Below are 22,100 nucleotides of genomic sequence, written 5' to 3'. Positions count from 1 at the left end.
CCATACATAGTGAGCATCCACCGGGATGCAAAAGGTTTTTCTCATGTCCTCTACTGTAACATTTGACCCGACCAAACTGAAATATGACGAGTCCGGTCTGATCCCTGCCATCGCTCAGGATGAAGGCTCGGGCGAGGTATTGATGATGGCCTGGATGAACGCCCAAGCTGTTGAGAAAACGCTGGAAACCGGGCGCGTCACCTATTGGTCGCGGTCCCGCCAGTCGTTCTGGATTAAAGGTGAAACTTCGGGCCATGTGCAGCAGCTGGTAGATTTCCGCTTTGATTGTGACCGCGATTGCTTGCTGGTTCTGGTGCGTCAAACCGGTGCCGCGTGCCACACCAACCGCCGCTCGTGTTTCTACACTGCCGTTCGTGAAGGGGCCGAGGTTGAGTTGATGTCACCGATCAAGTGACCTGGTTACAGCCCGACCATTGCCCGGATATCTGCTGGTGAGGCGCCCTCGGCCCGGTATTTCGAGATTGCCCGCGCATCATCACGTTTTGCCAGACGCTTACCTGCGTCGTCCCGGATCAACCGGTGATGGAGGTAGCGCGGTGTCGGCAATCCAAGCAGGGCCTGCAATACAACATGAATACGTGTCGCCTCAAACAGGTCCCGACCGCGTATGACATCGGTGATGCCCTGCGCGGCGTCATCCAATACCACGGACAGATGGTAGGACGTGCCCATATCGCGCCGGGACAATACGACATCGCCGATGGTTTCTGTCAGTTCTTCCAGCGTAAAACCAATGGGCCCGGTTTCGCCGTCCGGCCCCATGCCGGTTTCCTGAAATGATCCAACTATTGCGCCTGTATTCCCCGAACTCAGAAGCAACCTGCCAGCCGCAGCCATGTGTAGACGTAACGGAACATCCTTGGGTCGCGGGCTGTCCGTTGCGGTATTTTTCCATTTTTCTCGGCACGTACCAGGGTAGATGATCCCGTCCGGCCCATGCAAAGGCGCGCCTTCCTGCGGCGCGCTGGCGGCGGCTACGATATCTTTGCGGTTGCAAGTGCACGGGTAGAGCAACCCGCGCGCCCACAGATCGTCCAACACCTTGTCGTACGAGGCCATACGATCAGATTGCCGCATTACTGGTTTAGGCCACTGAAGGCCCAGCCATTGCAAGTCGTCAAAGATCTGATCTTCCCAATGGAGCCGCGAACGCGAACGGTCGATATCCTCGATCCTCAGCAGGAACTGTCCGTTCTCAGCCATTGCAAGATCATGAGCCAGTAATGCCGAATAGGCATGGCCCAAATGCAGGGGGCCAGTAGGAGATGGCGCAAATCGGGTTTTAAAAATCACGCTTTTTCAACAACATATACGTCAGATTTCAAGTCCATGCCGGGCAGATGGGGACCATATTCCCGGAACAGAAGTCGCGCGGCCCCCATATCCAGCCAGTCATTCAGCCTAACAGTATAGGACTTATCCGCAAGCGTATGATCGTTAAAGGAAAAAGCCAGCAGACCATTTCTGGGCAGGGCGCGCATCAGCATATCAAACACCTCGGGCGGTGCTGTGCCAACACTGATGGCGCCAATGGCGGCAATCGCCTTGTAGGCACCTTCCTCCAATGGGTTCGGGTCCGTGATCTCGAAAGAGGAAAGCTTGCGATAGATTCCCTTGGCCTCGGCTCCTTCCAGCATTTTGGGGGTTGGGTCTATCCCGTCAATCACCTGAAAACCGGCGGCGTGCAGGGCTTCACCCGACAGGCCGGTGCCACATCCATAGTCCAATACAGGTGTTTGAGGTTCGGGCATCTTGGACCAGAGCGCCTCGGCCACGCGTCCGGGGGTCGCGTAGCCGTGTGCACCGACTTCGGCATCATAGGAGGAAGCCCATTTCTGGTAATGAGCCCGCGATGCCTCGGGAGTATCTAAACCGTAGCTTTCTTTGATTTTATTGTCGCTCATATACCGATGTTAGGACTTCAGGCAGGGGTGCGTCCAGTCAGCAATGCCTCAGCCAGTTTGTCCATTCGGCCTTGGCCCGATCGGTATAGGCCTTGTAACGATCCTTGCGGCCTCGGCGCCCTCCCTTCAGACCGTCCACAGGGCGGAACAGGCCGAAATTGACGTTCATTGGTTGGAAGGTCTTGGCCTCGGCCCCGCCGGTGATGTGGTGGATCAAGGCCCCCATGGCGCTGTCCTGCGGGACTTCGGGCAGGGATCGGCCCAGTATTTCAGCCGCGGCCAGACGACCGGCCAGAAGCCCCATGGCGGCGCTTTCGACATAGCCCTCAACGCCGGTGATCTGCCCAGCGAAACGGATGTTCGGCTTGGATTTCAGGCGCATCTGCGCATCCAGCAGCGTGGGCGAATTGATGAACGTGTTACGGTGGATGCCGCCCAGACGTGCAAAACTGGCGTTCTCAAGGCCTGGGATCATGCGGAACACTTCGGTCTGCGCGCCGTATTTCATCTTGGTCTGAAAGCCCACGATGTTGAACAGCGTGCCAAGGGCGTTATCCCGGCGCAGCTGTACCACAGCATGAGGTTTCACGTTTGGCTGGTGCGGGTTGGTCAGGCCAACGGGTTTCATCGGGCCATGGCGCAGGGTTTCGCGCCCCCGTTCCGACATCACTTCGATCGGCAGGCAGCCATCGAAATACCCAGCAGTTTCGCCGTCGTGAAACTCGGACTTGTCGGCGGCCAGCAGGGCGTCGATGAACGCCTCATACTGATCGCGGTCCATGGGACAATTCAGATAGGCAGTGCGTTCTTCTTCGGTTTCGCCCTTGTCATAGCGTGACTGCATCCACGCTTTGCTCATATCGATACTGTCGGCATAAACGATGGGAGCGATGGCATCAAAAAAAGCCAGCGACTCGGCGCCGGTCTCGATCCTAATAGCCTCACCCAGCGTGGCCGAGGTCAGGGGGCCGGTGGCAAAAAGCCAATGGCCATCATCGGGCAGGGAGGTCACCTCTTCGCCCGTGACCTCAACCCGGGGATGGGCGCGCAGTTTCTCGGTGACCGCTTCAGCAAAAGGATCGCGGTCCACGGCCAACGCGCCACCAGCGGGCAGACGGTGCGCGTCCGCCGTCGTCATGATCAAACCGTTGGCTTGGCGCATCTCCCAATGCAGCAGGCCTACTGCATTCTGTTCGTCGTCGTCCGATCGGAACGAGTTCGAACACACCATCTCGGCCAGGTTGCCGGTCTGGTGCGCAAACGTGCCCACTTTGGGCCGCATTTCGTGGATCACAACATCCACGCCCATTTCCGCCGCCTGCCACGCGGCCTCGGACCCGGCCATGCCGCCGCCCACGATATGCAAATTCTGTGTCATGCGCTGCCACATAGGGCACAGCACCGCTCAACGCAACACGAGGCGTATCGTTTGTGAATTAGGGGGATTTTGGGGTCACCGCTGCGGGAATGTCGACGCCGGTGAGAGAAACCAGCTTGGAGGGACCTTCCGCCCACGGCGACCCAAAAGTGTCTCCAGAGCATATGCTCTGACCCAGCTTTGCCACAGTGTCGCCTTTTTGGAAAGTGCAAAAATGAGGACAGTCTTTAAAAATGTTGGCAACAATCGCCTTATTGATGCCAATTTGGCGGTCTTTTTTCGATAAATGCAGATATCCCTTCTTCGGTATCCCGGTGCAGCATATTCTGTGCCATTACCTCGCCGGTATAGGCGTAGGCCTCCTCAATCGACATATCCAACTGCTTGTAGAAAGCCTGCTTGCCGATCTTCACGGCTGATCCCAGCTTGTCCGCAAGCTGACCGGCAAGGGTTGCCGTTTCGTGTTCCAGCAACATTTCAGGCACCACACGATTGATCAGCCCCAGCTCAACCGCTTTTTCGGCCGAGATGAAGTCGCCGGTCGTCAGCATCTCGAACGCGCGCTTGCGTGGGATGTTCCGGCTGAGCGCAACCATTGGAGTGGAGCAGAACAGTCCGATGTTAACTCCGTTGACTCCAAATCGAGTGCCCTCAGCGGCAACAGCCAGATCGCAAGTAGCGACCAACTGGCACCCCGCAGCAGTCGCGATACCATGGACCTGCGCGATGACAGGTTGGGGCAGAGACTGGATCGACAGCATCATCTGCGCGCATCGGGCAAACAGGTCCTGGAAATAGGCCTTGCCACCATCTTCGGACTGACGCCCGGCCGTCATCTGTTTCAGGTCGTGACCCGCGCAAAACGCTTTGCCTTCCCCAGACAGGATCACGGCGCGAATCGACCTGTCATCCCGCAAGGCGTCAAACTCGGCCTGTAGCGCGGCCAGCATTTCATCACTCAAGGCATTCAGGCGCTCGGGCGCGTTCATTTTAAGGGTCGCGACCGCGTCTGTGTCGTTACGTTCCAGAATTGCCATCTTGCCCTCCGATCTGATGTCGGGCCAACTCTAGGTCGGCAAGTCGAGGAGGGGAAGCATGGCGTTGGTAATGGGCCGGAAAGATCTGATGGATTACATGAAACAGATCTTTCCGCAGGTGCATCGGGATTTTGTCGTCGAAGAATTGGAAGAAGATTCGATTGTCATGCGACTGGTTGTCGAAGACAGGCATCTGCGCCCCGGTGGAACCGTGTCCGGGCCGTCCATGTTCGGATTGGCCGATGTTAGCGTCTATGCGTTGGTTCTGGCCCGCAAGGGACGACAATCACTGGCGGTGACTACAAACAGCTCGTTAGACTTTCTGCGCAAACCCGAGGGCGGTAAGGATTTGATAGCTCATTGCCGCTTGCTGAAACTTGGGCGCAGTCTGGCGGTCGGAGATGTTCTGATGTTCTCGGATGGGTCTGACAAACCAGTGGCCCGGGCGACCATGACCTACTCGCTTCCACCCGAGGGGTCTGCGGCTGCGGCTTTTGGGTAAAAAAGGGCCGGGCAGAGCCCGGCCAGGAAGAGGTCCCGTCAAGGGACTGGGGAATTTTCACTCCTGCCAGAAGTAGCGGGTATACTCATTGCGGGCCTGGTATTTTGTCAGGCCGACATCTTTCAGAAGCCTGTCATCCAGATTGGACAAATTAACACGGCTGCGGCGTTGGCGTTCCCACTTTGTCACTGTCGCCGCAAACCGCACGGCCAGCGCGGCGATCAGCGGCAGCCGGGGACTGTCGTTCAGCAGCATGAGGGCGGGGTTGTGCATTGCGCGTGTCATAGTAGGTATCCTTTCAAATTGTATTGACACAAAGCATGTATGTTCGGTATATGCGATTGATACATTCAGGATTGTGTCAAAATCAAAGGAAGAATTGTAATGGATACAATTTGGCCAGAGGCGCTGCCGAAATCCAAGGGTCCGAAGTACACTCTGGTTGCCGACACAATCCGAAAAGCCATTGATAACAAGCTTCTCGAGGTCGGCACGAAGCTACCTCCGGTACGGGAACCGGCGTATCGACTACAAATTACGCCGGGCACTGTCGCAAGGGCTTATACGATTCTGACCGATGAGGGATTGTTACAAGCCGAGGTCGGGCGTGGTACATTTGTTGCCCCACCGAAATCCCCAATTTTGGATGACGTGTGGGCCAGACAACTGCATCTGCGGGATGACAAATACAACGCCAATGTCAGCCTTTTCAGCCCGCGTTTGGCGGATATGGGGCAGGTGTCTCTGATCCGGGAGTGTTTGCAGAAGGTGTCACAAGCCGATCCGGGCTTGTTTCTGAACTATCCGACCCGCGATGCATATCAGCCCATGCGGCAGGCAGTCGTCGAATGGCTGTCGGATCTGCCGTTGGGTGCGCTGACCCATGACGACATTGTACTGACTCATGGCGGGCAAAATGGTCTTTGCCTTGTGTTTCAAACCATTCTGCGTGGGCCTAAGCCCGTGGTGTTGGTCGAAGACCTGTCTTACGCCGGATTCCGCCGCGCTGGTGAACTGATGCGCGCCGACGTGATTGGTGTGAAAATGGACAAATGGGGGATCGACCCCAAGGCAATGGAGAATTTGTTGCGCCAAACTGCGGCGCAAGCGGTTTGTGTTTCGCCTGAAGTACAGAATCCGACAGGTTCACACACGCCGCTTGAACGCCGGAAAGAGGTTGTTGAGGTCGCCCGGCGCTTTGACCTGCAGATCATCGAGGACGACTGCTATCGCATGGGTGACGCGCGTGAGCCCAGCTATCGGGCTCTGGCCCCTGAACGGGGGTGGCATGTGTCCTCGATCTCGAAAATCCTGACACCGTCACTGCGCGTCGGATTTGCCATCGCGCCCCGAGAGAGAAGCGTCGATCTGCGGCGTTCGGCTGAATACGGTTACTTCGGTCTGGCGCAGCCGCTGGCTGAACTCACCCGGTTACTGCTGTCCGATCCCCGGACTCTTCAGATCGCCAGGGATGTGCGTGTTCGGATGGGCGACTATGTCCGAGTGGCGGTGAATGCGCTGGGTGGGTTTGACCTCAACTGGGCGCCCGATGTGCCCTTTGTCTGGCTCAACCTTCCGTCCGGCTGGCGCGCTGGTTCGTTCACACGCGCGGCTGAGAGGGAAGGAATACAACTCAGGTCCGCTGATGAATTTGCCCTGCGGGACGGGCGGGCGCCAAACGCAGTGCGCATTGCGATGAATGGACATGTGTCACTGGAACGATTCGAGGACGCGATGCAGCGGTTGCGGCGACTGCTGGACAATCCGCCTGAACAGATCAGCGTTTGATCCTTCAATTTAATGGGGCAGGGTCGCCAAAGAAACCCGCCAAGTAAGCGATTTTACCGTCGACATCCAATTGAACAAAATCGTGGCCTGACACAAAGATTCTACCGTCCGGACCGATCATGTGCCACGTGAAGTGGACAACATCGTGGTGATTGGAGGGTTTGCTCGTTAACTCAACGCGACCACCTGAGCTTTGAAGAACCTCACCTATATGATCGCACAGGTTCGCGCGGCCACTCACATTTGCGGTCGGGTCGACATAGCGACCATTTTCAGCAAAGCACTTCGCCAAAAGCATGAGGCGCTTATCCGGGTCCGTTTCTTGCCAGGATGCACCGTAATCAGCGATGGTTTTTTGCCACTCCATATTGTCCGCGCTCCCTTAGTCGGTTTGCTCTATCACTATAGCGGGTAAGGCAGGGCAGGGGTAAAGGCCCATATAGTTGGGGTAAAATAATACCCATTTTTTAAGTCGTTGAAATTACACGATTTAAAAGACATTACTGTTGTTGACCTGCGCAGCACTCCCCTCTAAATACGCTCCATCGAATTCGGGCCGCTCTGTCTTTGGGCGGTCTTTCACATCAAACAGGACTATCCTGCCATGAAAACCTTTTCTGCAACACCTGCAGACATCGACAAGAAATGGATCCTGATCGACGCCGAGGGCGTTGTTCTGGGCCGTCTTGCTTCGATCGTCGCCATGCGTCTGCGTGGCAAGCACAAAGCGTCGTTCACCCCGAACATGGACATGGGCGACAACGTCATCGTGATCAACGCTGACAAAATCCAGATGACCGGCAAGAAGCGCGAAGAGAACTTCTACTGGCACACCGGCCACCCGGGCGGCATCAAGTCGCGCACCAAGCAGCAGATCCTCGAGGGCGCACACCCCGAGCGCGTCGTGACCCAAGCGGTCAAGCGCATGCTGCCGGGCAACCGTCTGGCACGCCAGCAGATGACCAACCTGCGCGTCTACGCCGGTGCCGAGCATCCCCATGAGGCGCAAGCGCCCGAAGTTCTGGACGTTAAGTCCATGAACAAGAAAAACACCCGGAGCTAATGACCATGGCTGATCAGATCAATACTCTCGAAGAGCTGAGCGCCGTCGCAGGCGTTGAAGCCGTGGCCGAAGAAGTCATCGTGCGTGAACCCGTACGTGACGAGCTGGGTCGCTCCTATGCCACCGGCAAGCGTAAAGACGCTGTTGCCCGCGTTTGGATCAAGCCGGGTTCCGGCAAGGTCACCGTGAACGGCAAGGATCAGGACAAGTATTTCGCGCGTCCCGTTCTGCAGCTGATCCTGCGCCAGCCGTTTCAGGTTGCCGGCGTAGAAGGTGAGTTCGACGTTGTTGCAACCGTCAAAGGCGGTGGCCTGACCGGTCAGGCCGGTGCGGTCAAGCACGGCATCTCGAAAGCTCTGCAGCTGTACGATCCGTCATTGCGCGGCGCGCTGAAAGCTGCTGGCTTCCTGACCCGCGACAGCCGCGTTGTGGAACGTAAGAAATACGGTAAGCGCAAAGCGCGTCGTTCGTTCCAGTTCTCGAAGCGTTAATCGCTGCGGAATACGAATTTCAAACGGTCGCAAGAAATTGCGGCCGTTTTGCTTTGTCGGGTCAAACGACGACCTATGATAATAAAGCTCCTATGCCTCGGTTTTCTCAGCCGACATTTTGTTCAACGCCGTCTCGGCAACACTGATGAACCTTTCCCTGATCTGATTGATCTTGCGTCTGTTCAAGAACCCAAACCAGCGGCGCACTGGAATGATCTGCTTGCAGCCGAAACTGTCTATCCAAACCCATCGTGCCGATCCGTCAGGAAACGTCTGGTACACAATGTTACCGGTGTTCTTGTTGCTGATCAGAACTTGTTGCTCGATCAACTGGTCAAAGTGTTTGTGCAGTGCGGTCAGATGCACACGTGTGAGGCGCCCACTATTTGCCAGTTCTTTCAGGCTGGGTGACAACTGCCCGTTCGGCTCGGAAATCCGTTCATACATAAGCGCAAGGCCCATATCCGTTTGAACGACGCCACGAACCTCGCAAACCGGAATAGGATCATCTCGGTTTTGATAGCGAACCATCAGGTCAAATGACTCGTGAAACTCGCGCAGGAACCCTTTGAAAACCGTTGATCGACGAAATGTTCGATCAAACCACGTGTCCGTCACAAGATTGGCCCGACCATCCATTGTGTCAGGCTGAGGTATCTTCAGAAGCGTATCCGGCGCCTCAGGATGTTGGTAAACAAACTGCCGGTTCCCTTGCGCAATGACTTCGCAATTGGTGAGCTTCAACATGTTTTCTATTCCAGCGGTTGTCATGCTGCCTGATTATAACAGTTTTGTGACAGCGTAAACTGAGCCGACGCTCGGACAGGCGCCATGAACGCACTGGCAATCCCGCCGGGGATCGACGGGCGCAGTTTCCTGGAAAAGACTTTGAGTGCTGGGGCTTATTCCTCGTAAACCAACTTCCAGGCCCCGCCTTCCACCACGTTGACAAAGACAATATCCGCGCCCTGGTGATCATCCGGACCGTAGGTGAGGCGGTTTCCAACCAATTCGTCGTCATAGTCCAGACTTTCCATGGCCGCGATAAAGCTTTCATGAGTCAGATCGGGGCCTGCGGCCTCCAACGCCCTGACCATCATTTCAGCGGAGGAGTAGCCCAACATGGAAAACCCGACGGGGTCTTCGCCGGTTGCGGCTTTGTATTCCTCGATAAACGCGGCCGGGGCGGGATCATCGGCACGCGCCCATAAATCCTGCCAGGAGGCGGCCGCATAGAACCCGTCCGTCACACCACCCGGAACCTGCGCCACAACAGTCAGGAAACTTGCAGCTGTGCCAAGAAACTTCATATCTGTCAGGCCCATCTTTTTGGCCGTGCCCACAACCGTGATCGCCTGACGCACACCCAGCGCTATCGTGACTATATCGCAGCCTTCTTCCCTGAGTTTGCTCAACGAGCCGACAAAGTCGGTCTCATCCGGTTTGTGCGTCGTCTCAGCGACAAAGGCGATGCCGGCCTCTTCGGCACCGGCTTTGCTGCCTTCCAGAATTTCTTCGCCGAAATCCGTCGGCAGATACATGGTGCAGACGTTTTGCGAGCCGAACTGATCGGCCAGATATTTCACGCCAATACGGCTTTGGTCGAAATAGGTGGAAAACGAGATGAACTTGTTTTTCATCGGTTCCTGCAACATCAAGCTTGAAGCCGTCAGGGGGGCGACGTTCGGAATGCCCTTGGGATCCAGAAGCTTGAACCCGGCAAGGTTCATCGGGGTGCCTAATGATTGCAGCATGGCGAACACCTTGTCGCGGTTCAGCAGCTTGTTATAGCCCTGCATCGCGCGCGGCATCTGATAACCGTTGTCCTCGACCACATAGCGGATGGTGCGACCGTGTACGCCGCCGGCCGCGTTAACCCGATCAAACACCACATTTGCGCCCTTGGTTGCCGGAACGCCAACAGCGGCAAAAATACCGCTCAGGTCATTGACCGAACCGATGACGATCTCATCATCCGTGACGCCCTGCGTCTGGGCATTGGCCACGGTTGCGGACACCGCCAGAGCGGTCGCGGCTGCCAAGCCTTTGATCCCATTGATCATGATTACTCCTCCCTGTGAATTTCATTATTTATACATGTCTTCAATAAGATGCGCGTGCTTCTGTTCCACGAAGCTGCGTTTCAGCTTCATCGTCGCGGTCAGTTCGTCATCATCAGCGGTCAATAAAACGTCGATCAGGCGGAAATCCTTGATCTGCTCAACGCGCGCGAACTCTTTGTTGACCGCCGAGACTTCGACCCCGATCTGATCTTTGACCTCGGGTGCCGCGCAGAGCGAGGCGAAATTTGAGAACGGGATTTTCTGATCCTGCGCGTATTTCTCGACGTTTTCCTGATCAATCATGATCAGGGCGGTTAAGTATTTCCGGGCGTCCCCGATGATCACAGCGTCCGAGATATAGGGACTGAACTTCAACCGGCTTTCGATCTCGGCCGGAGTGATGTTCTTGCCGCCGGCGGTGATGATGACGTCTTTAAGCCGCCCGGTGATGGTGACATATCCCTGATCGTCGATATGCCCCAAATCACCGGTCCGCAGCCAGCCATCGGCGGTGAAGGTCTCGGCTGTTTTAGCATTGTTGCGCCAATAACCCTGAAAGATGTTCAGACCTTTCAGCTGAATTTCCCCGTCGTCCGAGATACGGATGTCATTGCTGGCGATGGCCTGCCCGACAGTGCCGATCTTGTTGGTCTCGACGCTGTTTATCGTCCCCAGCCCCGAGGTTTCGGTCATCCCGAACCCTTCGATCAACGGTACGCCGATGGCCCAGTACCATTTCAGTAAATCGGGTGAGATCGGCGCCGCACCGGTACCGCCCCGCCGAATTTTGTCCAGCCCCAGCATTCGCCGCAGGTTTCGCAGCACAAGACGATCCCACAACCAGAACCGCGCCGAAACGCCTACCGGAACGGATTGGCCCGCGCACAGATACTTAGCCCGCGCAACCCCGGCCTTCAGCGCCATCTGATACGCGGCAAGGCCCGTTGGCGTCGCGTCCTGCGCCATGATCTGGACGTAGGAATAGATCTTCTCCCACACGCGTGGCACGGCAACGAAGGTGGTGGGGGAGACCTCTTGCAGGTTGGCAAAAACGGTCTCGGGGCTTTCGGCGAAATTAACGACGCATTTCGCGGCCAGAGGGAAATAGATCGAAACCGCACGTTCCAGGATATGACAGAGCGGCAGGAAACACAGTTGTTCGTCGGTTTCAAAGGCGGGCAGGGCGCGGGCACCGCTTTCAATGGCGGCCAGAATGTTCTCGTGGCTCAGCATGGCGCCCTTGGGCTTGCCGGTGGTGCCCGAGGTGTAAATCAGCAGGGCCGTGTCCTGGGGGGATGCCAGCGCAAGTTCCGCCTCGAACCGCGTTGGATCATCGGCCTCGGCCTGTTGGCCCAGCTTATAAAGATCGTCGATCATCATGCAGCGGGGATGGGTCAGGTCGTGCAGGCCCTCATCCTCAAGTATGACAACTTTGCGCAGACCGGGCACCTCGGATTCGATCTCAAGAAACTTGTCCAGCTGCTCTTCGTTTTCGACGATCAGGAAGCGGCTGTCGCTGTCATTGATCAGGTATTCCAACTGGTGGCACGAGTCTGTTGTGTAGACGCCCGAGGCGATACCACCGACGGCCTGAATGCCCATGTCGAACCACGCCCATTCCTTGCGGTCTTCGGACAGGATCGAAACGACCTCGCCGCGTTTCAAACCTAGTTTGCGCAGGGCCAGACCGATCCATTTGGCGTGTTGCCAATAGTCAGTCCATGAGTAGGACTTCCAAATCCCAAGGTCTTTTTCGCGATGCGCGGTGCGGTCAGCCAGCGCGGTGCAGCGTTTCTGAAACAGTTGAGTGATGGTGGTGCACTCATCCACATGCACCGGACGCTGACCGGCGGTGGCGTTGAACCAGACGCCGTTGATATTGGCCTGAGGGGGCAGGGTGCTGATATTCAACCGCTCACCTCCACGTCTTTCTGCGTTTCCAGCGGCGGGTTTCCCGCGCGCCTTCCTCCTGTACGCCCAGATAGAAGTTCTGGATGTCCTCGGACTGCATCAACACATCCGCCGCGCCGTCCATGACGATTCGGCCGACCTCCATCACATATCCGTGCTGAGCCAGTTCCAGCGCGGCCTTTGCGTTCTGCTCGACCAGCATCATGGTCATGTTCTGCTCGTCGTTCAGGCGCTTCAGGATGCCAAAGATTTCCTGCACCAGCAGCGGGGACAGGCCCAGTGACGGCTCGTCCAACAGCATGATCTTAGGGTTGGCCATCAGGCCACGGCCAATGGCCAGCATCTGTTGCTGGCCGCCCGACAGAGTGCCAGCCTCTTGCCTCCGGCGTTCTTTCAGGATCGGGAAGTAGGTAAAAACCAGCTCTTGGTGGTGATCGATCCGGGATTTGTCGGCCAATGTATAAGCGCCGAGGTTGAGGTTTTCTTCAACGGTCAGAAGGGGAAAGACCTCACGTCCTTCGGGGACGTGGACGATGCCCATTTCGACGACATTGTGCGGCTCCGACCCCTGTATTTCGATGCCATCAAACGTGATTTTGCCCTTTTCAGGGTCCATCACACCAGAGATGGTTTTCATCAAGGTCGTCTTCCCAGCACCATTGGCCCCAAGGATCGAGACGATTTGCCCGTGATGCACGTCCAGAGACACACCCCGGATCGCCATGATAGGACCGTAAAAGCTCTCGACATTTCGGATGGTCAGGACAGGATCGCTCATGAGGCTTTCCCCAGATAGGCCTCGACCACCGCAGGGTGGGATTGCACCTCTGCGGGCGTGCCAAGCGCCAGTTTCGCGCCATCGGCCATGGCCAGAACCCTGTCGGACACGCCCGAAACCAGTCCCATATCATGTTCGACCATCAGCACGGTGATGCCCATTTGCCGCCGAATGTCGTCGATCCACCAACGCATGTCCGTGGTTTCTTCGACCGACAGCCCCGAGGCCGGTTCGTCCAGCAACAGCAGTTTGGGATCGGTGGCCAGTGCGCGGGCGACCTCAACCACCTTGCGCACGCCATAAGGTAGGCCCGAGATCATCTTGTCGCGATAAGCCTGCAGATCTAGGAAGTCGATAATCTCTTCCACCTTTTCTCGGTTTTCGACCTCTTGCCTTCGGGCGGAGGGTAGGAACAGCACCTCTGACACCATGTTGGTACGGCGATGCCGGTGCCGCCCGACCAAGAGGTTCTGCAGGACGGTGGCGTGTTCGAACAGCTCGATATTCTGGAATGTGCGCGCCACGCCATAGGCCGCCACGCCCGACGGTTTGACCTGCAACAGGTCGTGGCCGTCAAAACGGATCGCCCCCACAAAAGGCTCATAAAACCGCGATATCAGGTTGAAGACGGTGGATTTGCCCGCACCGTTCGGGCCGACGATGGCAAAAACCTCACCTCGGTCAACCGAGAAGGACAGGTCGTTGACGGCAATCAAGCCCCCGAACTTCAGGGTGACGTTTTCGAACTCCATCAGGCTCATCGCAGACGTTCCGTCTTGAGGTAGGATTTCTGTCGTTTGAACATGTCCTTTCGGTAGAAGGGGAACAGCTCGAACCATGTGCGAATTTTCAGCCAGCGACCATAGAGGCCCATCGGTTCGAACAGGATGAAGGCAATCAGGATCATCCCGAAAATGCCGAACTCCAGCCCCGGAATGGCGACCGTGTTGCCGCCAAACAGTGCGCCCACGTATTCCTTCGAGATCGACAGGAACTGCGGCAGAAATCCGATCACGATAGCGCCCAGAAATGCGCCGTGGATCGAACCCAGCCCGCCGATCACAATCATCATCAGCAACTGGATTGAAATCAGGACGCTGAAAGTTTCGTTGTTGAACGCGCCCGCGTACATGCCCATCAGCGCACCCGCCCAGCCCGTGACGGCGCAGGAAAGGGCAAACGAGATCATCTTGGTGCGCGCGATATCGATGCCCATCGCCTGCGCCGAAATCTCGGAGTCACGCACCGCGATGAAGGCCCGCCCCAATGGTGCGCGCAGCAGGTTGATATAGCCGAGGGTGACCAGAACGGCCACGCCCAGAACCAGCCAGAAAAACTGATCGGGTGTGGCCCAGCGATCGACCAGATGGCCGAAAATCTCGACACCGCCCAGATACTTGCCCGCCACGCCACCGGTGAGCGGTTCCGCCAGAACGATCACGTCATCCATCAGGATCGACAGCGCAAGGGTGAAGATCGCTAGATAGATTCCGTGCAGTCGCAGGGCAGGGATAGCGACCGTCACACCGGCAATCCCCGTCAGGACACCGGCCAGAGGGAAGGCGACCAGAAATGGAACACCCGCTTCGATCAGAATGACGTTCGCATAACACCCAAAGGCCAGAAAGGCGGCATGGCCCAGGCTGACCTGCCCGGTATGGCCGGTTAGAACCATCAAACCCAGCCCGGCGATGGCCCAGATTAGGACGTTCGTCAGTTCTCCGAGGTAGAAATCATCCAGCCACCTCGGCGCCAGGGCGACGAGTGCCAGCAGGATCAGGTAGAGGATGAGCTGATAGCGATCCTTCCAGGGGCGGATATCCTGCATATAGTCGGTTTTGAACACGATCCGCATGGGCCTAGACCTTCTTGACCCGAACCTGACTGAACAGCCCGTTGGGGCGGAAAATCAGTACCGCCAGCAGCAGCGCGTATGGTGCGATCTGACTGTAGCCCGCAGCGATATAGCGGCTGGCAAAGGGTTCGATGACGCCGACGATCAACCCTCCGGCTAACGCGCCCGGAAGGCTGCCTAACCCGCCAATTACAGCGGCAGCGAAGGCTTTGATCCCCAAAAGGCCGGTTGTCGGGTCGACCGCGCCCTTGGCGGCGAATAACACGCCCGCAATACCGGCCACCACTCCGGCCAAGGCCCAGATGAACCCCTGAACGCGTTTGACAGGAATACCCATGTAGTAGGCCGCTAACTGGTTCTGCGACGCACCCTGCATTGCCAGCCCCAGCTTGGTTCGGTTGAAGAACACGTACATCCCCCAAGTCAGCAATACGGTGACAATGATGACCGCCACATCCTCCATTCCCAGAACAATACCTCCGAAACGGAATTCCTTTCCAGCCAGAGGGTTCTGCAAAGTTTGCGGCTCATGTCCCCAAATCAGGCCCGCAGCAAACCGGATCACGAAGCCCAAAGCGATTGTCAGGATCACCACTGCGGTCTGGCTTTCCCCAAACAGGCGGCGGATGATCAACCGGTCTAAAAGATACCCCAGCGCCCCCATGATCCCCAGCGAGATCGGAAGGGCCAGCCAGAAGGGCAGTCCCATATATTCGGTATTGGTAAGCCCTAGGGTGACAAAAGCGCCCAGCATCATGAAATCGCCCTGCGCGAAGTTCACCGCCTCGGTTGCTTTGTAGATCAACACGAAACCAAGCGCGATCAGGCCATAGACACAGCCATTTGCCAGCCCGCTGATCAGCAGCTGCGCGTTGTCCAATTTCACCCTCCCACGCCGGTGCGCCCGGCGTATTGAACGCCCCGGGGGTCCTCCGTCACCCGGGGCTTTGTTCTACTATGGCGTGATAATCACCTTCCCGTCACTCTTTTTCAGCGCTTCGGCCAGATTTGGGATTAAATCCTTCAACGCAAGTCGTTCGGATATATCGGTTTTCCAGCGACCATCAGCAAACCGGGCCTGCACCTCGGCCACGACACGCGCCTGATCTTGCGGTGGGGTTGAGGTGACCCAATTGGTAAGCCAGAACCCTTCGATCTGCTTGCCCATAAAGATCAGCTGGCCCATCTGCGTCAATTGCGGCAGTTCGGCGCTGAGCTTACCGTAGCAGACCCAGCGCGCCTGGTTGGGCATGGCGCAGAACACCTGCTCGGATAATTGGTCGGCCACGGCATCCAGGAACACGCGGGGTTTCAGTGCCTGGCTGACTTTGGCAAAGTTCTGAGCAACGTCCGGATCGGTGGTCACCAAAACCTCAGCAGCTCCGAGATCTTTCAATGTGTCGACAGTTTCCCCGCGCCGGACCAGCGCGATGGGTTTCAGCCCGAGGTCGCGCCCGAGACCGCACATCAGCTTGCCCAACTGGCTGGTGGCGGCCGAGATCACAAATGCATCCCCGGCGCTCCGCGCGATATCAACCATGGCCATGGCGGTCAGAGGATTCACGATCTGCGCCGCACCATCTTCGTCGGAAATCTCGGGGCGCAGAGGGATGCACATCATTGCCGGAGCAAGAACGTATTCCGCCCAAGCGCCTGAACTGGCGGTGATAAATGCAACGCGGTGACCCTGCAGCGCCTCTGCGCCTTTTCCGGTTGCAACCACGTCACCACAGCCCTCAAACCCGGCGGCGGCCCCTTTGAGGCGGGGCTGCCCGTATTCACCTTTGATAAAGTGGATATCGGACGGGTTCACCGATGCCGCGCGCAGCTTGACCAGAACCTGTCCGGGGCCGGGTTCAGGAACCGGCAGCTCGGCCTCGGCCAGCCAGTCAGCAGCGTCACGGATATAAGGGCCGGTGGCTTCGCCGGAATAGCCGTCGTGCAAAAGAACAGTTGCGAACATAGTCGAGGGCAGGGTGGTCATAGTCGTTCCTTGTTTCTGAACTGATCGTATCGTTGATGAAACCCGGCCACTGGCGGCTACTCATAACCGCGTCGTGAAATGCATGGATTTGGGTTTGTTCCAACTTGATGACAGCCAAACAAATGAGCCGTTGCGCGTCAATCGGCCGACGCCCTGACGTGGATGGAACCTGCGCCACGCCCGCAAGGTGGGCCGCCCGAACCGGGCGACCCGACTGCTTCACTGTCCCGACAGCAGGTCGCGGAGTTCCTGAAACTTCACCGCGATTGTCTCTGGCGAAGCCTTGATGTCGTCCAGAATTTTGATGGCCTGGGTTTTCAGGTCCTGCGCCAGCTCGCTTTCCTGAATCGAAGCCACCATCGTGTCATAGTCGAAATTCTCAAGGCTCAGCGCGCCGTTCTCGACCCACGAATTCAGCAGGTCCTGACCCTGGTTCGCCAATGCAGCAACTTCTTCACCGGCCTGATTGGCCAGATCCGTGGCCGCTTGACCGGCCTGCTCGGCCGCATCATTGGCCTGTTCCGCGATGGAGGAGGCGCCTTCGGTTGCTTGATCCGCGACCGAGCTTGCGGCCTCGCTGACAGCATCGGTTGCATCCTGGGCTGCCTCGCTGACCGCGTCGCCAGCGTCTTGTGCCGCCGATTGCAATTGCTCGGCTGGTGTGGGTTCAGGTTGAGTAAAGTAATAATACGCGCCAGCGCCGATGGCGGCGATGGCTACAGCTAATAGGATAGTGCGCGACATGTGTCTCTCCTTTGGAAAATGTGTCGCCGAGATGGGTTAAATCTAACCGGATGCAAAGGGGAAATCCCGGAAGTTCTTTTCAAATCCGTGGATTGAGCCATGCTATGCCTATCCGTTGAACCGCAATGGCAATAACATGCCACAACACTTTGTCCGAGCACGGGCTGCTTGTGATTGTTGGAAATGTACTATCGGTTCCGTTGCCACTTTGGTGATCGGAAGCGCCGTTCTTCTCGAAGATCGCGCAAACTTCTTGCGCTCTTGGACGTCAGCCGATCTCAGAACGGCGTTCGAAGTGAGTGTTCCTGCCTCGAACAAGCAGCTTTGGCTTGATGCCTTTCGTACGAGCGTATTGCGCATAGTATGGATAGCCTGTTTTGACCGAGTAAACTCAGAATCTATTCCTGACTCAGCCCGCATACTTCCTCGATTTCGAAGCCAGTTCACTAAGCGCGATCAGTTAGCCAATTGAGATTGGCATTGCACGCGTAGTCAAAAGCAAAGTGATCACCGGATCGCGTCTCATCAAACCCCATCCTGATTGGGACGCGGCGGGCTGGTCGGACGCCAGTGTACGAATCCACGGATTAAGCCGCGCTTATCTTGAAGCAGAGGGCGACGATCCCCAGAGGGTTGCGCAATGGTTCAAGGCAAAAAGCACCGGAATTGCTGTAACGGACAATCCAGAGTTTGAGCGGCGGTGGCTCATACGGCTGCTGGAACCGGATACCCTTCTCTGCATCTGTTGCCTTGCGGTTCCTGTCGGGCCTGATGCTTATGGGCGCCGCGCGCCGAACGGCGGGAAACACAAGCCATGATCAAGATGACGGTGCGACCCTACAGATCATCGGTCTGTTCATAATCGCCCTGATCTATCAGCTGTCCTTCCGTTGGTTTGGCTACTTGCCGCCCACGGCCGTGGTTGCACCGATCATCCTTTACTTCTTCGGTGTACGCAGCTGGATAGGGCTGGGTTTGTCTGTTGTTCATTGCCCGCCGGTCTTCCACTTCATCTTTTTCGTCTTGCTTGGCGTCTTCCCGCCCTACGGCAAGGTTTTTGACCTGCCCACCTGGATTCAGGGGTAAAACACCATGGAAATCTTTCCTGCACTTCTTTCGGTGATTACCAATCCCACGCTGCTCTTTGCCATCGTCCTCGCCGCAGTTGTGGGCAAGATCGTCGGCGCCACGCCCGGCCTGACTGCTTCGGCGGCTCGATCGCAGCCATTCTGTTCAATACGCCCGGGACTGCGGCCAGCGCCGCAACGCAGATCGACGGTTGCCGGTTTGCGCGTGCCGGTAAGGCTGGCAAGGCAATGAAGGTCGCCACGATCTCGTCGATCATCGGTGACCTGATGGGGGATATTCTGCTGGTCATTGACGTCGGTTTCATCGCGGCCATCGCCCTGAAGTTGGGTCCTCCCGAGACCTTTGCAATCTACTTTGCCGCCTTCGTCGTCATCGGCTCTGTCATCGGGAATTTCATCGTCAAGGGTCTGGCATCGGCGCTGATGGGTATCCTGATCGCCATGGTCGGGATTGATCCCATCTCGGGTGAAGAGCGCTATACGTTTGGGCCGTTCGAGCTGTCCAACGGCATTGGCCTTGTGCCACTGATGATCGGCGTGTTCGTTCCGGGCGAAGTCTTTGTCCAGTTGGAAACGCGCCGCAAATCTACAGGCGAGACCGAAGAGAATGAAAGCACCGAAGACGGTAACACACCGACCTGGGAAGAATATCGGCTCTGCCTGCCGCATGCTAATCGTGGCGCCTTCATCGGTGCTGGCATCGGTGTATTGCCCGACCTGGGCTCGGCCATCGCAGCATTCATCTCTTACGGTGAAGGCAGGCGGCGCGCAAAAAATCCCGAGATGTGGGGCAGGGGTGCACTGGAAGGTGTCGCCGCGCCCGAGGCCGCCAACAACGCGGTTTCCGGTCCTTCGATGGCGCTGCTGCTGTCGCTGGGCATTCCGGGCTCGACCATCGGGGCGATCCTGCTGGGTGTTTTCCTGATCCATGGTGTTCAAGTTGGCCCGACCCTGTTTTTGACCGACAAGGAACTGGTCTACAAACTGTCCGCCTGCGGTATGCTGGGAATCCTGGCCTACGGTCTGATCGGCTATTTCGGCGCTACTCAGGTCGCGCGTCTGATCCTAAGGATACCGACCAATGTTTTATATCCACTGATCTTCCTGACAGCCTTTGTCGCGGCGTATTCGGCGCGCGGATCCAAGTTCGACTTGACGGTCATGACAATTGTGGGATTTGCCTGCTGGTTGATGCGATAATACGACTTCAACATCGCGGCTTTCGTGATCTCGTTCGTGCTGCCAAAGGGCCGAGGAGACCTTCCGCCAGTCGCTGCTGATGTCCGAGGGCGGCGCAATGATCTTTGTTAAGCGCCCGATTGCCTTGGCCTTCCTGATTGTCGGGCTTGCCGCCATGGCGTTCCGAATCCGTGGGATCCTCAAGGAACGGCAGATCGCACAAGGAGGACTGGAAGATGCTTGAGTATGGTATCTATCGGGACTGTTTTTCCAGTGCCTACACGCGCGCCATCTGGTCGGAACACGCCACGATGTCTGCCTGGCTCAAAATCGAACAGGTTCTTGCCTCGCATCAGGCCTCATCCGGGCTGATCCCGAATGAAGCTGCTAAGGCGATCGAAGCGGTTTCAATCTGTGAGCTAAACCAGGCCGAGTTGCAGGCAGAGATGAAGCTTGTCGGTCGCCTAATCGTTGGGCTGATCCAGCAGTTGCGCAAATTGCTGCCGAATTATGCGGCTCATGTACATTTTCGCGCGACAACGCAGGACATTTTGGACACCGCGATGGTCCTGCAGATGAAACTTGGGCTTGAGCCAGTCCAAAGCAGTCTTTCCAACGTTGTGGCGTTGATCGACGATCACATCTCAGCCGGGGCGCACCAACGGTAAGCACGCTGTTCCAATCTATTTGGCGACGAAGCTCAAGGTTTGGCGATCCGAACTGGAACGCCGATCTCAGGCGTTGGATGCAACGGCGGAACGTAGCTTGAATGTTCAGATCGGTGGCCCCGTGGGTGACCTGCGCGGGTACGAAAACGGCACTGGCCCGCAAGTCAAACAGGGTGTTGCGGCCTCACTGGGGTTGAACGTGATCGAGCCACATTGGCAGAACGCGCGAGACGGGGTGGCTGACATCATCAAGGCTATGGGGGGGGCTGTGCGGGACTCTTTGCAAAATCGCTCATAACGTCAATCAGCTTTCATCGTCCGACATTGGTGAGTTTACCGAAGTGTGTGAGCCGGGCAAAGGTGCATCCTCTGCGATGACACACAAAAAAACCATCGGGCTTCGGAATTCGGCGAAGCGGTTGCCCGTCTGGGACGCCAACGTGCTGAACAGATTGGCGACCAGACCCTGCAAGAACATGAGCGGTCTGGCGGCGTCTGGATCGGAGAGCGGGTCGTCGTACCTGAGACGTTTCTTTTGACTTCGGGCGCATTGCAGTGGTCCGAACGGATGTTGAAGTCGCTGGTTGTCGACCCCGTCGCGATGCAGAGGTTGGTAGCAGGTAAACCTCGCTTGAAAACCTCCAATGCATAGTTTCGGCTTAGCTTAGCAGGACTTTTCTGTTCCTAGGACGGTTTCGCCTTAGTAGCTGGTTCAAGAAGTTTATTGTCACCATTGACAAAGTAGCATTGATCGTTATTTGTCAATGGTGACAGTTTATGAGGCCGAAATGCCAAGACCTTCGCTGAAAGACCAAAGATCACAAGAGATTCTGGACGCTTACCTCACATGTGTAGCGCGGTTCGGGCTCGATGGTGCGACTCAGGAACGGATTGCAGAGGAAGCTGGCGTCAAGCGTCCTCTTTTGCGTCATTACCTTGGAAACAAGGATGAAATGATAACCGCACTGGCCGACCACACCATCGCCGGCTTTGCCGCTTCGCTGGAAGGGCTACGTCAGGCACTGCCAAACAATGCAACGCCTTCAGATCTTGTGGACGCTCTGTTTTCAGAAGGGGTTGGAACCGATCCCCGATTGATGCTGGCCTATCAGGCGTTGGTAACGGTGGTTCCTGACCGGCCGGATCTTCGCCACGGCCTGATGGACAGCCTCACGGATTTCTTTGATTTGGTCGAAGCAATCCTTGCGCGGGCAGCCCCTACGGTGCCTGACACACGTATCCGCGCGGTCACTCAGGGAATATCGGCGATCTTTGTGAGTATGGATGCTCTGACCCCACTGAATCCGCCTGAAGAATGGCGCTCTGAATTGAGACAAGCCGCCACGCTTCTGGCTTCGGTTCTGGAGGCCAAGCAATGAGTCTCGCGAGAACCACTAACTACATTGCCTTGCCCATCCTGTTGGTGGCCGCAGCGCTTGGTCTCTACTGGGTATGGGGGTTGCTTTTCCTTTGGTGGGTCGCCCCGTCACTAATGAGCGGACGGGCTTTTTTGATGTTTGAGATTAACCGGGACGACGACCCGTTTCTCTACTGGGCCATTGTCTGCCTTTGGGCTTTGTCGGGGGTGATGATGATCGCCGCAAGCCTGTTTCCCAAATACGCCTATCTGCTTACCTGAGGGACTG

28 protein-coding genes are annotated in these 22,100 nt (G+C 56.9%); 13 read left to right on the top strand and 15 right to left on the bottom strand.

Annotated elements, in window-relative coordinates:
- The first annotated feature begins 25 nt into the window (after positions 1-25).
- Complete coding sequence (hisI, locus tag ACR0IK_RS03150; RefSeq protein ID WP_480590920.1) at positions 26-415, top strand: phosphoribosyl-AMP cyclohydrolase; 390 nt, start codon at positions 26-28, stop codon at positions 413-415.
- Between the two features lie 5 nt (positions 416-420).
- Here the strand turns inward: hisI and gluQRS are convergent, their stop codons facing one another.
- The 4 genes from gluQRS to ACR0IK_RS03130 form a co-directional block, all read right to left on the bottom strand.
- On the bottom strand, positions 421-1,314 hold the full coding sequence (gene gluQRS / locus ACR0IK_RS03145; protein WP_480590922.1) for a tRNA glutamyl-Q(34) synthetase GluQRS: 894 nt from the start codon (positions 1,312-1,314) through the stop codon (positions 421-423).
- Positions 1,311-1,925 (bottom strand): class I SAM-dependent DNA methyltransferase, encoded by a 615-nt coding sequence (locus ACR0IK_RS03140; RefSeq protein WP_480640420.1) that lies wholly within the window; start codon positions 1,923-1,925, stop codon positions 1,311-1,313. Before ACR0IK_RS03140 ends, gluQRS begins: the two co-directional genes overlap by 4 nt.
- A gap of 37 nt (positions 1,926-1,962) precedes the next feature.
- The gene (trmFO, locus tag ACR0IK_RS03135; protein WP_480640419.1) at positions 1,963-3,303 is read right to left on the bottom strand and encodes a methylenetetrahydrofolate--tRNA-(uracil(54)-C(5))-methyltransferase (FADH(2)-oxidizing) TrmFO; all 1,341 of its coding nucleotides are present in this window, start codon (positions 3,301-3,303) and stop codon (positions 1,963-1,965) included.
- Between the two features lie 251 nt (positions 3,304-3,554).
- The gene (locus ACR0IK_RS03130) at positions 3,555-4,340 is read right to left on the bottom strand and encodes an enoyl-CoA hydratase (protein ID WP_480590931.1); all 786 of its coding nucleotides are present in this window, start codon (positions 4,338-4,340) and stop codon (positions 3,555-3,557) included.
- A 58-nt stretch (positions 4,341-4,398) separates the two neighbouring features.
- Between ACR0IK_RS03130 and ACR0IK_RS03125 the strand changes: the two genes are divergently transcribed.
- The gene (locus ACR0IK_RS03125) at positions 4,399-4,842 is read left to right on the top strand and encodes a PaaI family thioesterase (RefSeq protein WP_480590932.1); all 444 of its coding nucleotides are present in this window, start codon (positions 4,399-4,401) and stop codon (positions 4,840-4,842) included.
- A gap of 57 nt (positions 4,843-4,899) precedes the next feature.
- Here ACR0IK_RS03125 and ACR0IK_RS03120 read toward each other — a convergent pair whose 3' ends face one another.
- The gene (locus ACR0IK_RS03120) at positions 4,900-5,127 is read right to left on the bottom strand and encodes a DUF1127 domain-containing protein (RefSeq protein ID WP_480640418.1); all 228 of its coding nucleotides are present in this window, start codon (positions 5,125-5,127) and stop codon (positions 4,900-4,902) included.
- A gap of 99 nt (positions 5,128-5,226) precedes the next feature.
- On the opposite strand from ACR0IK_RS03120, the gene ACR0IK_RS03115 reads away from it, so the two are divergent.
- Positions 5,227-6,630, top strand: coding sequence for an aminotransferase-like domain-containing protein (locus ACR0IK_RS03115; protein ID WP_480640417.1), 1,404 nt, complete (start codon positions 5,227-5,229; stop codon positions 6,628-6,630).
- 4 nt (positions 6,631-6,634) lie between these two features.
- Here ACR0IK_RS03115 and ACR0IK_RS03110 read toward each other — a convergent pair whose 3' ends face one another.
- Complete coding sequence (locus ACR0IK_RS03110; RefSeq protein WP_480590938.1) at positions 6,635-6,997, bottom strand: nuclear transport factor 2 family protein; 363 nt, start codon at positions 6,995-6,997, stop codon at positions 6,635-6,637.
- A 237-nt stretch (positions 6,998-7,234) separates the two neighbouring features.
- Between ACR0IK_RS03110 and rplM the strand changes: the two genes are divergently transcribed.
- Both rplM and rpsI read left to right on the top strand, forming a co-directional pair.
- Positions 7,235-7,693, top strand: coding sequence for a 50S ribosomal protein L13 (gene rplM / locus ACR0IK_RS03105; RefSeq protein WP_039536983.1), 459 nt, complete (start codon positions 7,235-7,237; stop codon positions 7,691-7,693).
- Between the two features lie 5 nt (positions 7,694-7,698).
- Positions 7,699-8,184: a 30S ribosomal protein S9 gene (rpsI, locus tag ACR0IK_RS03100; RefSeq protein ID WP_480590939.1), complete on the top strand. Its 486-nt coding sequence runs from the start codon at positions 7,699-7,701 to the stop codon at positions 8,182-8,184.
- A 90-nt stretch (positions 8,185-8,274) separates the two neighbouring features.
- On the opposite strand, the gene ACR0IK_RS03095 is transcribed toward rpsI, so the two are convergent.
- The 9 genes from ACR0IK_RS03095 to ACR0IK_RS03055 form a co-directional block, all read right to left on the bottom strand.
- Positions 8,275-8,931 (bottom strand): YrbL family protein, encoded by a 657-nt coding sequence (locus tag ACR0IK_RS03095; RefSeq protein ID WP_480640416.1) that lies wholly within the window; start codon positions 8,929-8,931, stop codon positions 8,275-8,277.
- Between the two features lie 155 nt (positions 8,932-9,086).
- The gene (locus ACR0IK_RS03090; protein WP_480640415.1) at positions 9,087-10,247 is read right to left on the bottom strand and encodes an ABC transporter substrate-binding protein; all 1,161 of its coding nucleotides are present in this window, start codon (positions 10,245-10,247) and stop codon (positions 9,087-9,089) included.
- Positions 10,248-10,271: 24 nt separating this feature from the next.
- Positions 10,272-12,158 carry an AMP-dependent synthetase/ligase gene (locus tag ACR0IK_RS03085; protein ID WP_480640414.1) on the bottom strand — a complete coding sequence of 629 codons (1,887 nt, stop codon included), beginning with the start codon at positions 12,156-12,158 and terminating at the stop codon, positions 10,272-10,274.
- A gap of 4 nt (positions 12,159-12,162) precedes the next feature.
- Positions 12,163-12,936: an ABC transporter ATP-binding protein gene (locus tag ACR0IK_RS03080; RefSeq protein WP_480640413.1), complete on the bottom strand. Its 774-nt coding sequence runs from the start codon at positions 12,934-12,936 to the stop codon at positions 12,163-12,165.
- Complete coding sequence (locus ACR0IK_RS03075) at positions 12,933-13,697, bottom strand: ABC transporter ATP-binding protein (RefSeq protein WP_480590951.1); 765 nt, start codon at positions 13,695-13,697, stop codon at positions 12,933-12,935. The genes ACR0IK_RS03080 and ACR0IK_RS03075 overlap by 4 nt, the downstream gene beginning before the upstream one ends.
- The gene (locus tag ACR0IK_RS03070) at positions 13,694-14,791 is read right to left on the bottom strand and encodes a branched-chain amino acid ABC transporter permease (RefSeq protein ID WP_480640412.1); all 1,098 of its coding nucleotides are present in this window, start codon (positions 14,789-14,791) and stop codon (positions 13,694-13,696) included. The genes ACR0IK_RS03075 and ACR0IK_RS03070 overlap by 4 nt, the downstream gene beginning before the upstream one ends.
- A gap of 4 nt (positions 14,792-14,795) precedes the next feature.
- The gene (locus tag ACR0IK_RS03065) at positions 14,796-15,671 is read right to left on the bottom strand and encodes a branched-chain amino acid ABC transporter permease (RefSeq protein ID WP_480640411.1); all 876 of its coding nucleotides are present in this window, start codon (positions 15,669-15,671) and stop codon (positions 14,796-14,798) included.
- 75 nt (positions 15,672-15,746) lie between these two features.
- Positions 15,747-16,775: an alcohol dehydrogenase catalytic domain-containing protein gene (locus ACR0IK_RS03060; protein WP_480640410.1), complete on the bottom strand. Its 1,029-nt coding sequence runs from the start codon at positions 16,773-16,775 to the stop codon at positions 15,747-15,749.
- Between the two features lie 219 nt (positions 16,776-16,994).
- Complete coding sequence (locus ACR0IK_RS03055) at positions 16,995-17,519, bottom strand: hypothetical protein (protein WP_480640409.1); 525 nt, start codon at positions 17,517-17,519, stop codon at positions 16,995-16,997.
- 690 nt (positions 17,520-18,209) lie between these two features.
- Between ACR0IK_RS03055 and ACR0IK_RS03050 the strand changes: the two genes are divergently transcribed.
- The 8 genes from ACR0IK_RS03050 (at position 18,210) to ACR0IK_RS03015 (ending at position 22,093) form a co-directional block, all read left to right on the top strand.
- Positions 18,210-18,605, top strand: a complete 396-nt coding sequence (locus ACR0IK_RS03050; RefSeq protein WP_480640408.1) for a tripartite tricarboxylate transporter TctB family protein — start codon at positions 18,210-18,212, stop codon at positions 18,603-18,605.
- A 6-nt stretch (positions 18,606-18,611) separates the two neighbouring features.
- Complete coding sequence (locus tag ACR0IK_RS03045) at positions 18,612-18,839, top strand: hypothetical protein (RefSeq protein WP_480640407.1); 228 nt, start codon at positions 18,612-18,614, stop codon at positions 18,837-18,839.
- Complete coding sequence (locus ACR0IK_RS03040) at positions 18,737-19,807, top strand: tripartite tricarboxylate transporter permease (RefSeq protein ID WP_480640776.1); 1,071 nt, start codon at positions 18,737-18,739, stop codon at positions 19,805-19,807. Before ACR0IK_RS03045 ends, ACR0IK_RS03040 begins: the two co-directional genes overlap by 103 nt.
- Positions 19,808-19,904: 97 nt before the next feature.
- Positions 19,905-20,030, top strand: a complete 126-nt coding sequence (locus ACR0IK_RS03035; protein WP_480640406.1) for a hypothetical protein — start codon at positions 19,905-19,907, stop codon at positions 20,028-20,030.
- Complete coding sequence (locus ACR0IK_RS03030) at positions 20,023-20,454, top strand: lyase family protein (RefSeq protein ID WP_480640405.1); 432 nt, start codon at positions 20,023-20,025, stop codon at positions 20,452-20,454. The genes ACR0IK_RS03035 and ACR0IK_RS03030 overlap by 8 nt, the downstream gene beginning before the upstream one ends.
- Positions 20,455-20,473: 19 nt before the next feature.
- Positions 20,474-20,752 (top strand): hypothetical protein, encoded by a 279-nt coding sequence (locus tag ACR0IK_RS03025; RefSeq protein ID WP_480640404.1) that lies wholly within the window; start codon positions 20,474-20,476, stop codon positions 20,750-20,752.
- Between the two features lie 490 nt (positions 20,753-21,242).
- Positions 21,243-21,833 carry a TetR/AcrR family transcriptional regulator gene (locus ACR0IK_RS03020; RefSeq protein ID WP_480640403.1) on the top strand — a complete coding sequence of 197 codons (591 nt, stop codon included), beginning with the start codon at positions 21,243-21,245 and terminating at the stop codon, positions 21,831-21,833.
- Entirely contained in the window at positions 21,830-22,093 is a 264-nt protein-coding gene (locus tag ACR0IK_RS03015; RefSeq protein ID WP_480640402.1) for a hypothetical protein, read from the top strand. The genes ACR0IK_RS03020 and ACR0IK_RS03015 overlap by 4 nt, the downstream gene beginning before the upstream one ends.
- The last annotated feature ends 7 nt before the right edge of the window (positions 22,094-22,100 follow it).

Source organism: Ruegeria sp. BF7, assembly GCF_056538605.1.
The sequence above is the reverse complement of the archived record's forward strand: the minus strand, read 5'-3'. Positions and strand labels throughout refer to the sequence as shown.

Excerpts from the sequence above, each read along its gene's own strand:
- hisI (WP_480590920.1), top strand. The coding sequence starts at position 26 with ATGCAAAAGGTTTTTCTCATGTCCTCTACTGTAACATTTGACCCGACC.
- ACR0IK_RS03140 (WP_480640420.1), bottom strand. The coding sequence starts at position 1,925 with ATGAGCGACAATAAAATCAAAGAAAGCTACGGTTTAGATACTCCCGAG.
- trmFO (WP_480640419.1), bottom strand. The coding sequence starts at position 3,303 with ATGACACAGAATTTGCATATCGTGGGCGGCGGCATGGCCGGGTCCGAG.
- ACR0IK_RS03130 (WP_480590931.1), bottom strand. The coding sequence starts at position 4,340 with ATGGCAATTCTGGAACGTAACGACACAGACGCGGTCGCGACCCTTAAA.
- ACR0IK_RS03125 (WP_480590932.1), top strand. The coding sequence starts at position 4,399 with ATGGCGTTGGTAATGGGCCGGAAAGATCTGATGGATTACATGAAACAG.
- ACR0IK_RS03120 (WP_480640418.1), bottom strand. The coding sequence starts at position 5,127 with ATGACACGCGCAATGCACAACCCCGCCCTCATGCTGCTGAACGACAGT.
- ACR0IK_RS03115 (WP_480640417.1), top strand. The coding sequence starts at position 5,227 with ATGGATACAATTTGGCCAGAGGCGCTGCCGAAATCCAAGGGTCCGAAG.
- ACR0IK_RS03110 (WP_480590938.1), bottom strand. The coding sequence starts at position 6,997 with ATGGAGTGGCAAAAAACCATCGCTGATTACGGTGCATCCTGGCAAGAA.
- rplM (WP_039536983.1), top strand. The coding sequence starts at position 7,235 with ATGAAAACCTTTTCTGCAACACCTGCAGACATCGACAAGAAATGGATC.
- rpsI (WP_480590939.1), top strand. The coding sequence starts at position 7,699 with ATGGCTGATCAGATCAATACTCTCGAAGAGCTGAGCGCCGTCGCAGGC.
- ACR0IK_RS03095 (WP_480640416.1), bottom strand. The coding sequence starts at position 8,931 with ATGTTGAAGCTCACCAATTGCGAAGTCATTGCGCAAGGGAACCGGCAG.
- ACR0IK_RS03090 (WP_480640415.1), bottom strand. The coding sequence starts at position 10,247 with ATGATCAATGGGATCAAAGGCTTGGCAGCCGCGACCGCTCTGGCGGTG.
- ACR0IK_RS03080 (WP_480640413.1), bottom strand. The coding sequence starts at position 12,936 with ATGAGCGATCCTGTCCTGACCATCCGAAATGTCGAGAGCTTTTACGGT.
- ACR0IK_RS03075 (WP_480590951.1), bottom strand. The coding sequence starts at position 13,697 with ATGAGCCTGATGGAGTTCGAAAACGTCACCCTGAAGTTCGGGGGCTTG.
- ACR0IK_RS03070 (WP_480640412.1), bottom strand. The coding sequence starts at position 14,791 with ATGCGGATCGTGTTCAAAACCGACTATATGCAGGATATCCGCCCCTGG.
- ACR0IK_RS03060 (WP_480640410.1), bottom strand. The coding sequence starts at position 16,775 with ATGACCACCCTGCCCTCGACTATGTTCGCAACTGTTCTTTTGCACGAC.
- ACR0IK_RS03055 (WP_480640409.1), bottom strand. The coding sequence starts at position 17,519 with ATGTCGCGCACTATCCTATTAGCTGTAGCCATCGCCGCCATCGGCGCT.
- ACR0IK_RS03045 (WP_480640407.1), top strand. The coding sequence starts at position 18,612 with ATGGAAATCTTTCCTGCACTTCTTTCGGTGATTACCAATCCCACGCTG.
- ACR0IK_RS03035 (WP_480640406.1), top strand. The coding sequence starts at position 19,905 with ATGATCTTTGTTAAGCGCCCGATTGCCTTGGCCTTCCTGATTGTCGGG.
- ACR0IK_RS03030 (WP_480640405.1), top strand. The coding sequence starts at position 20,023 with ATGCTTGAGTATGGTATCTATCGGGACTGTTTTTCCAGTGCCTACACG.
- ACR0IK_RS03020 (WP_480640403.1), top strand. The coding sequence starts at position 21,243 with ATGCCAAGACCTTCGCTGAAAGACCAAAGATCACAAGAGATTCTGGAC.
- ACR0IK_RS03015 (WP_480640402.1), top strand. The coding sequence starts at position 21,830 with ATGAGTCTCGCGAGAACCACTAACTACATTGCCTTGCCCATCCTGTTG.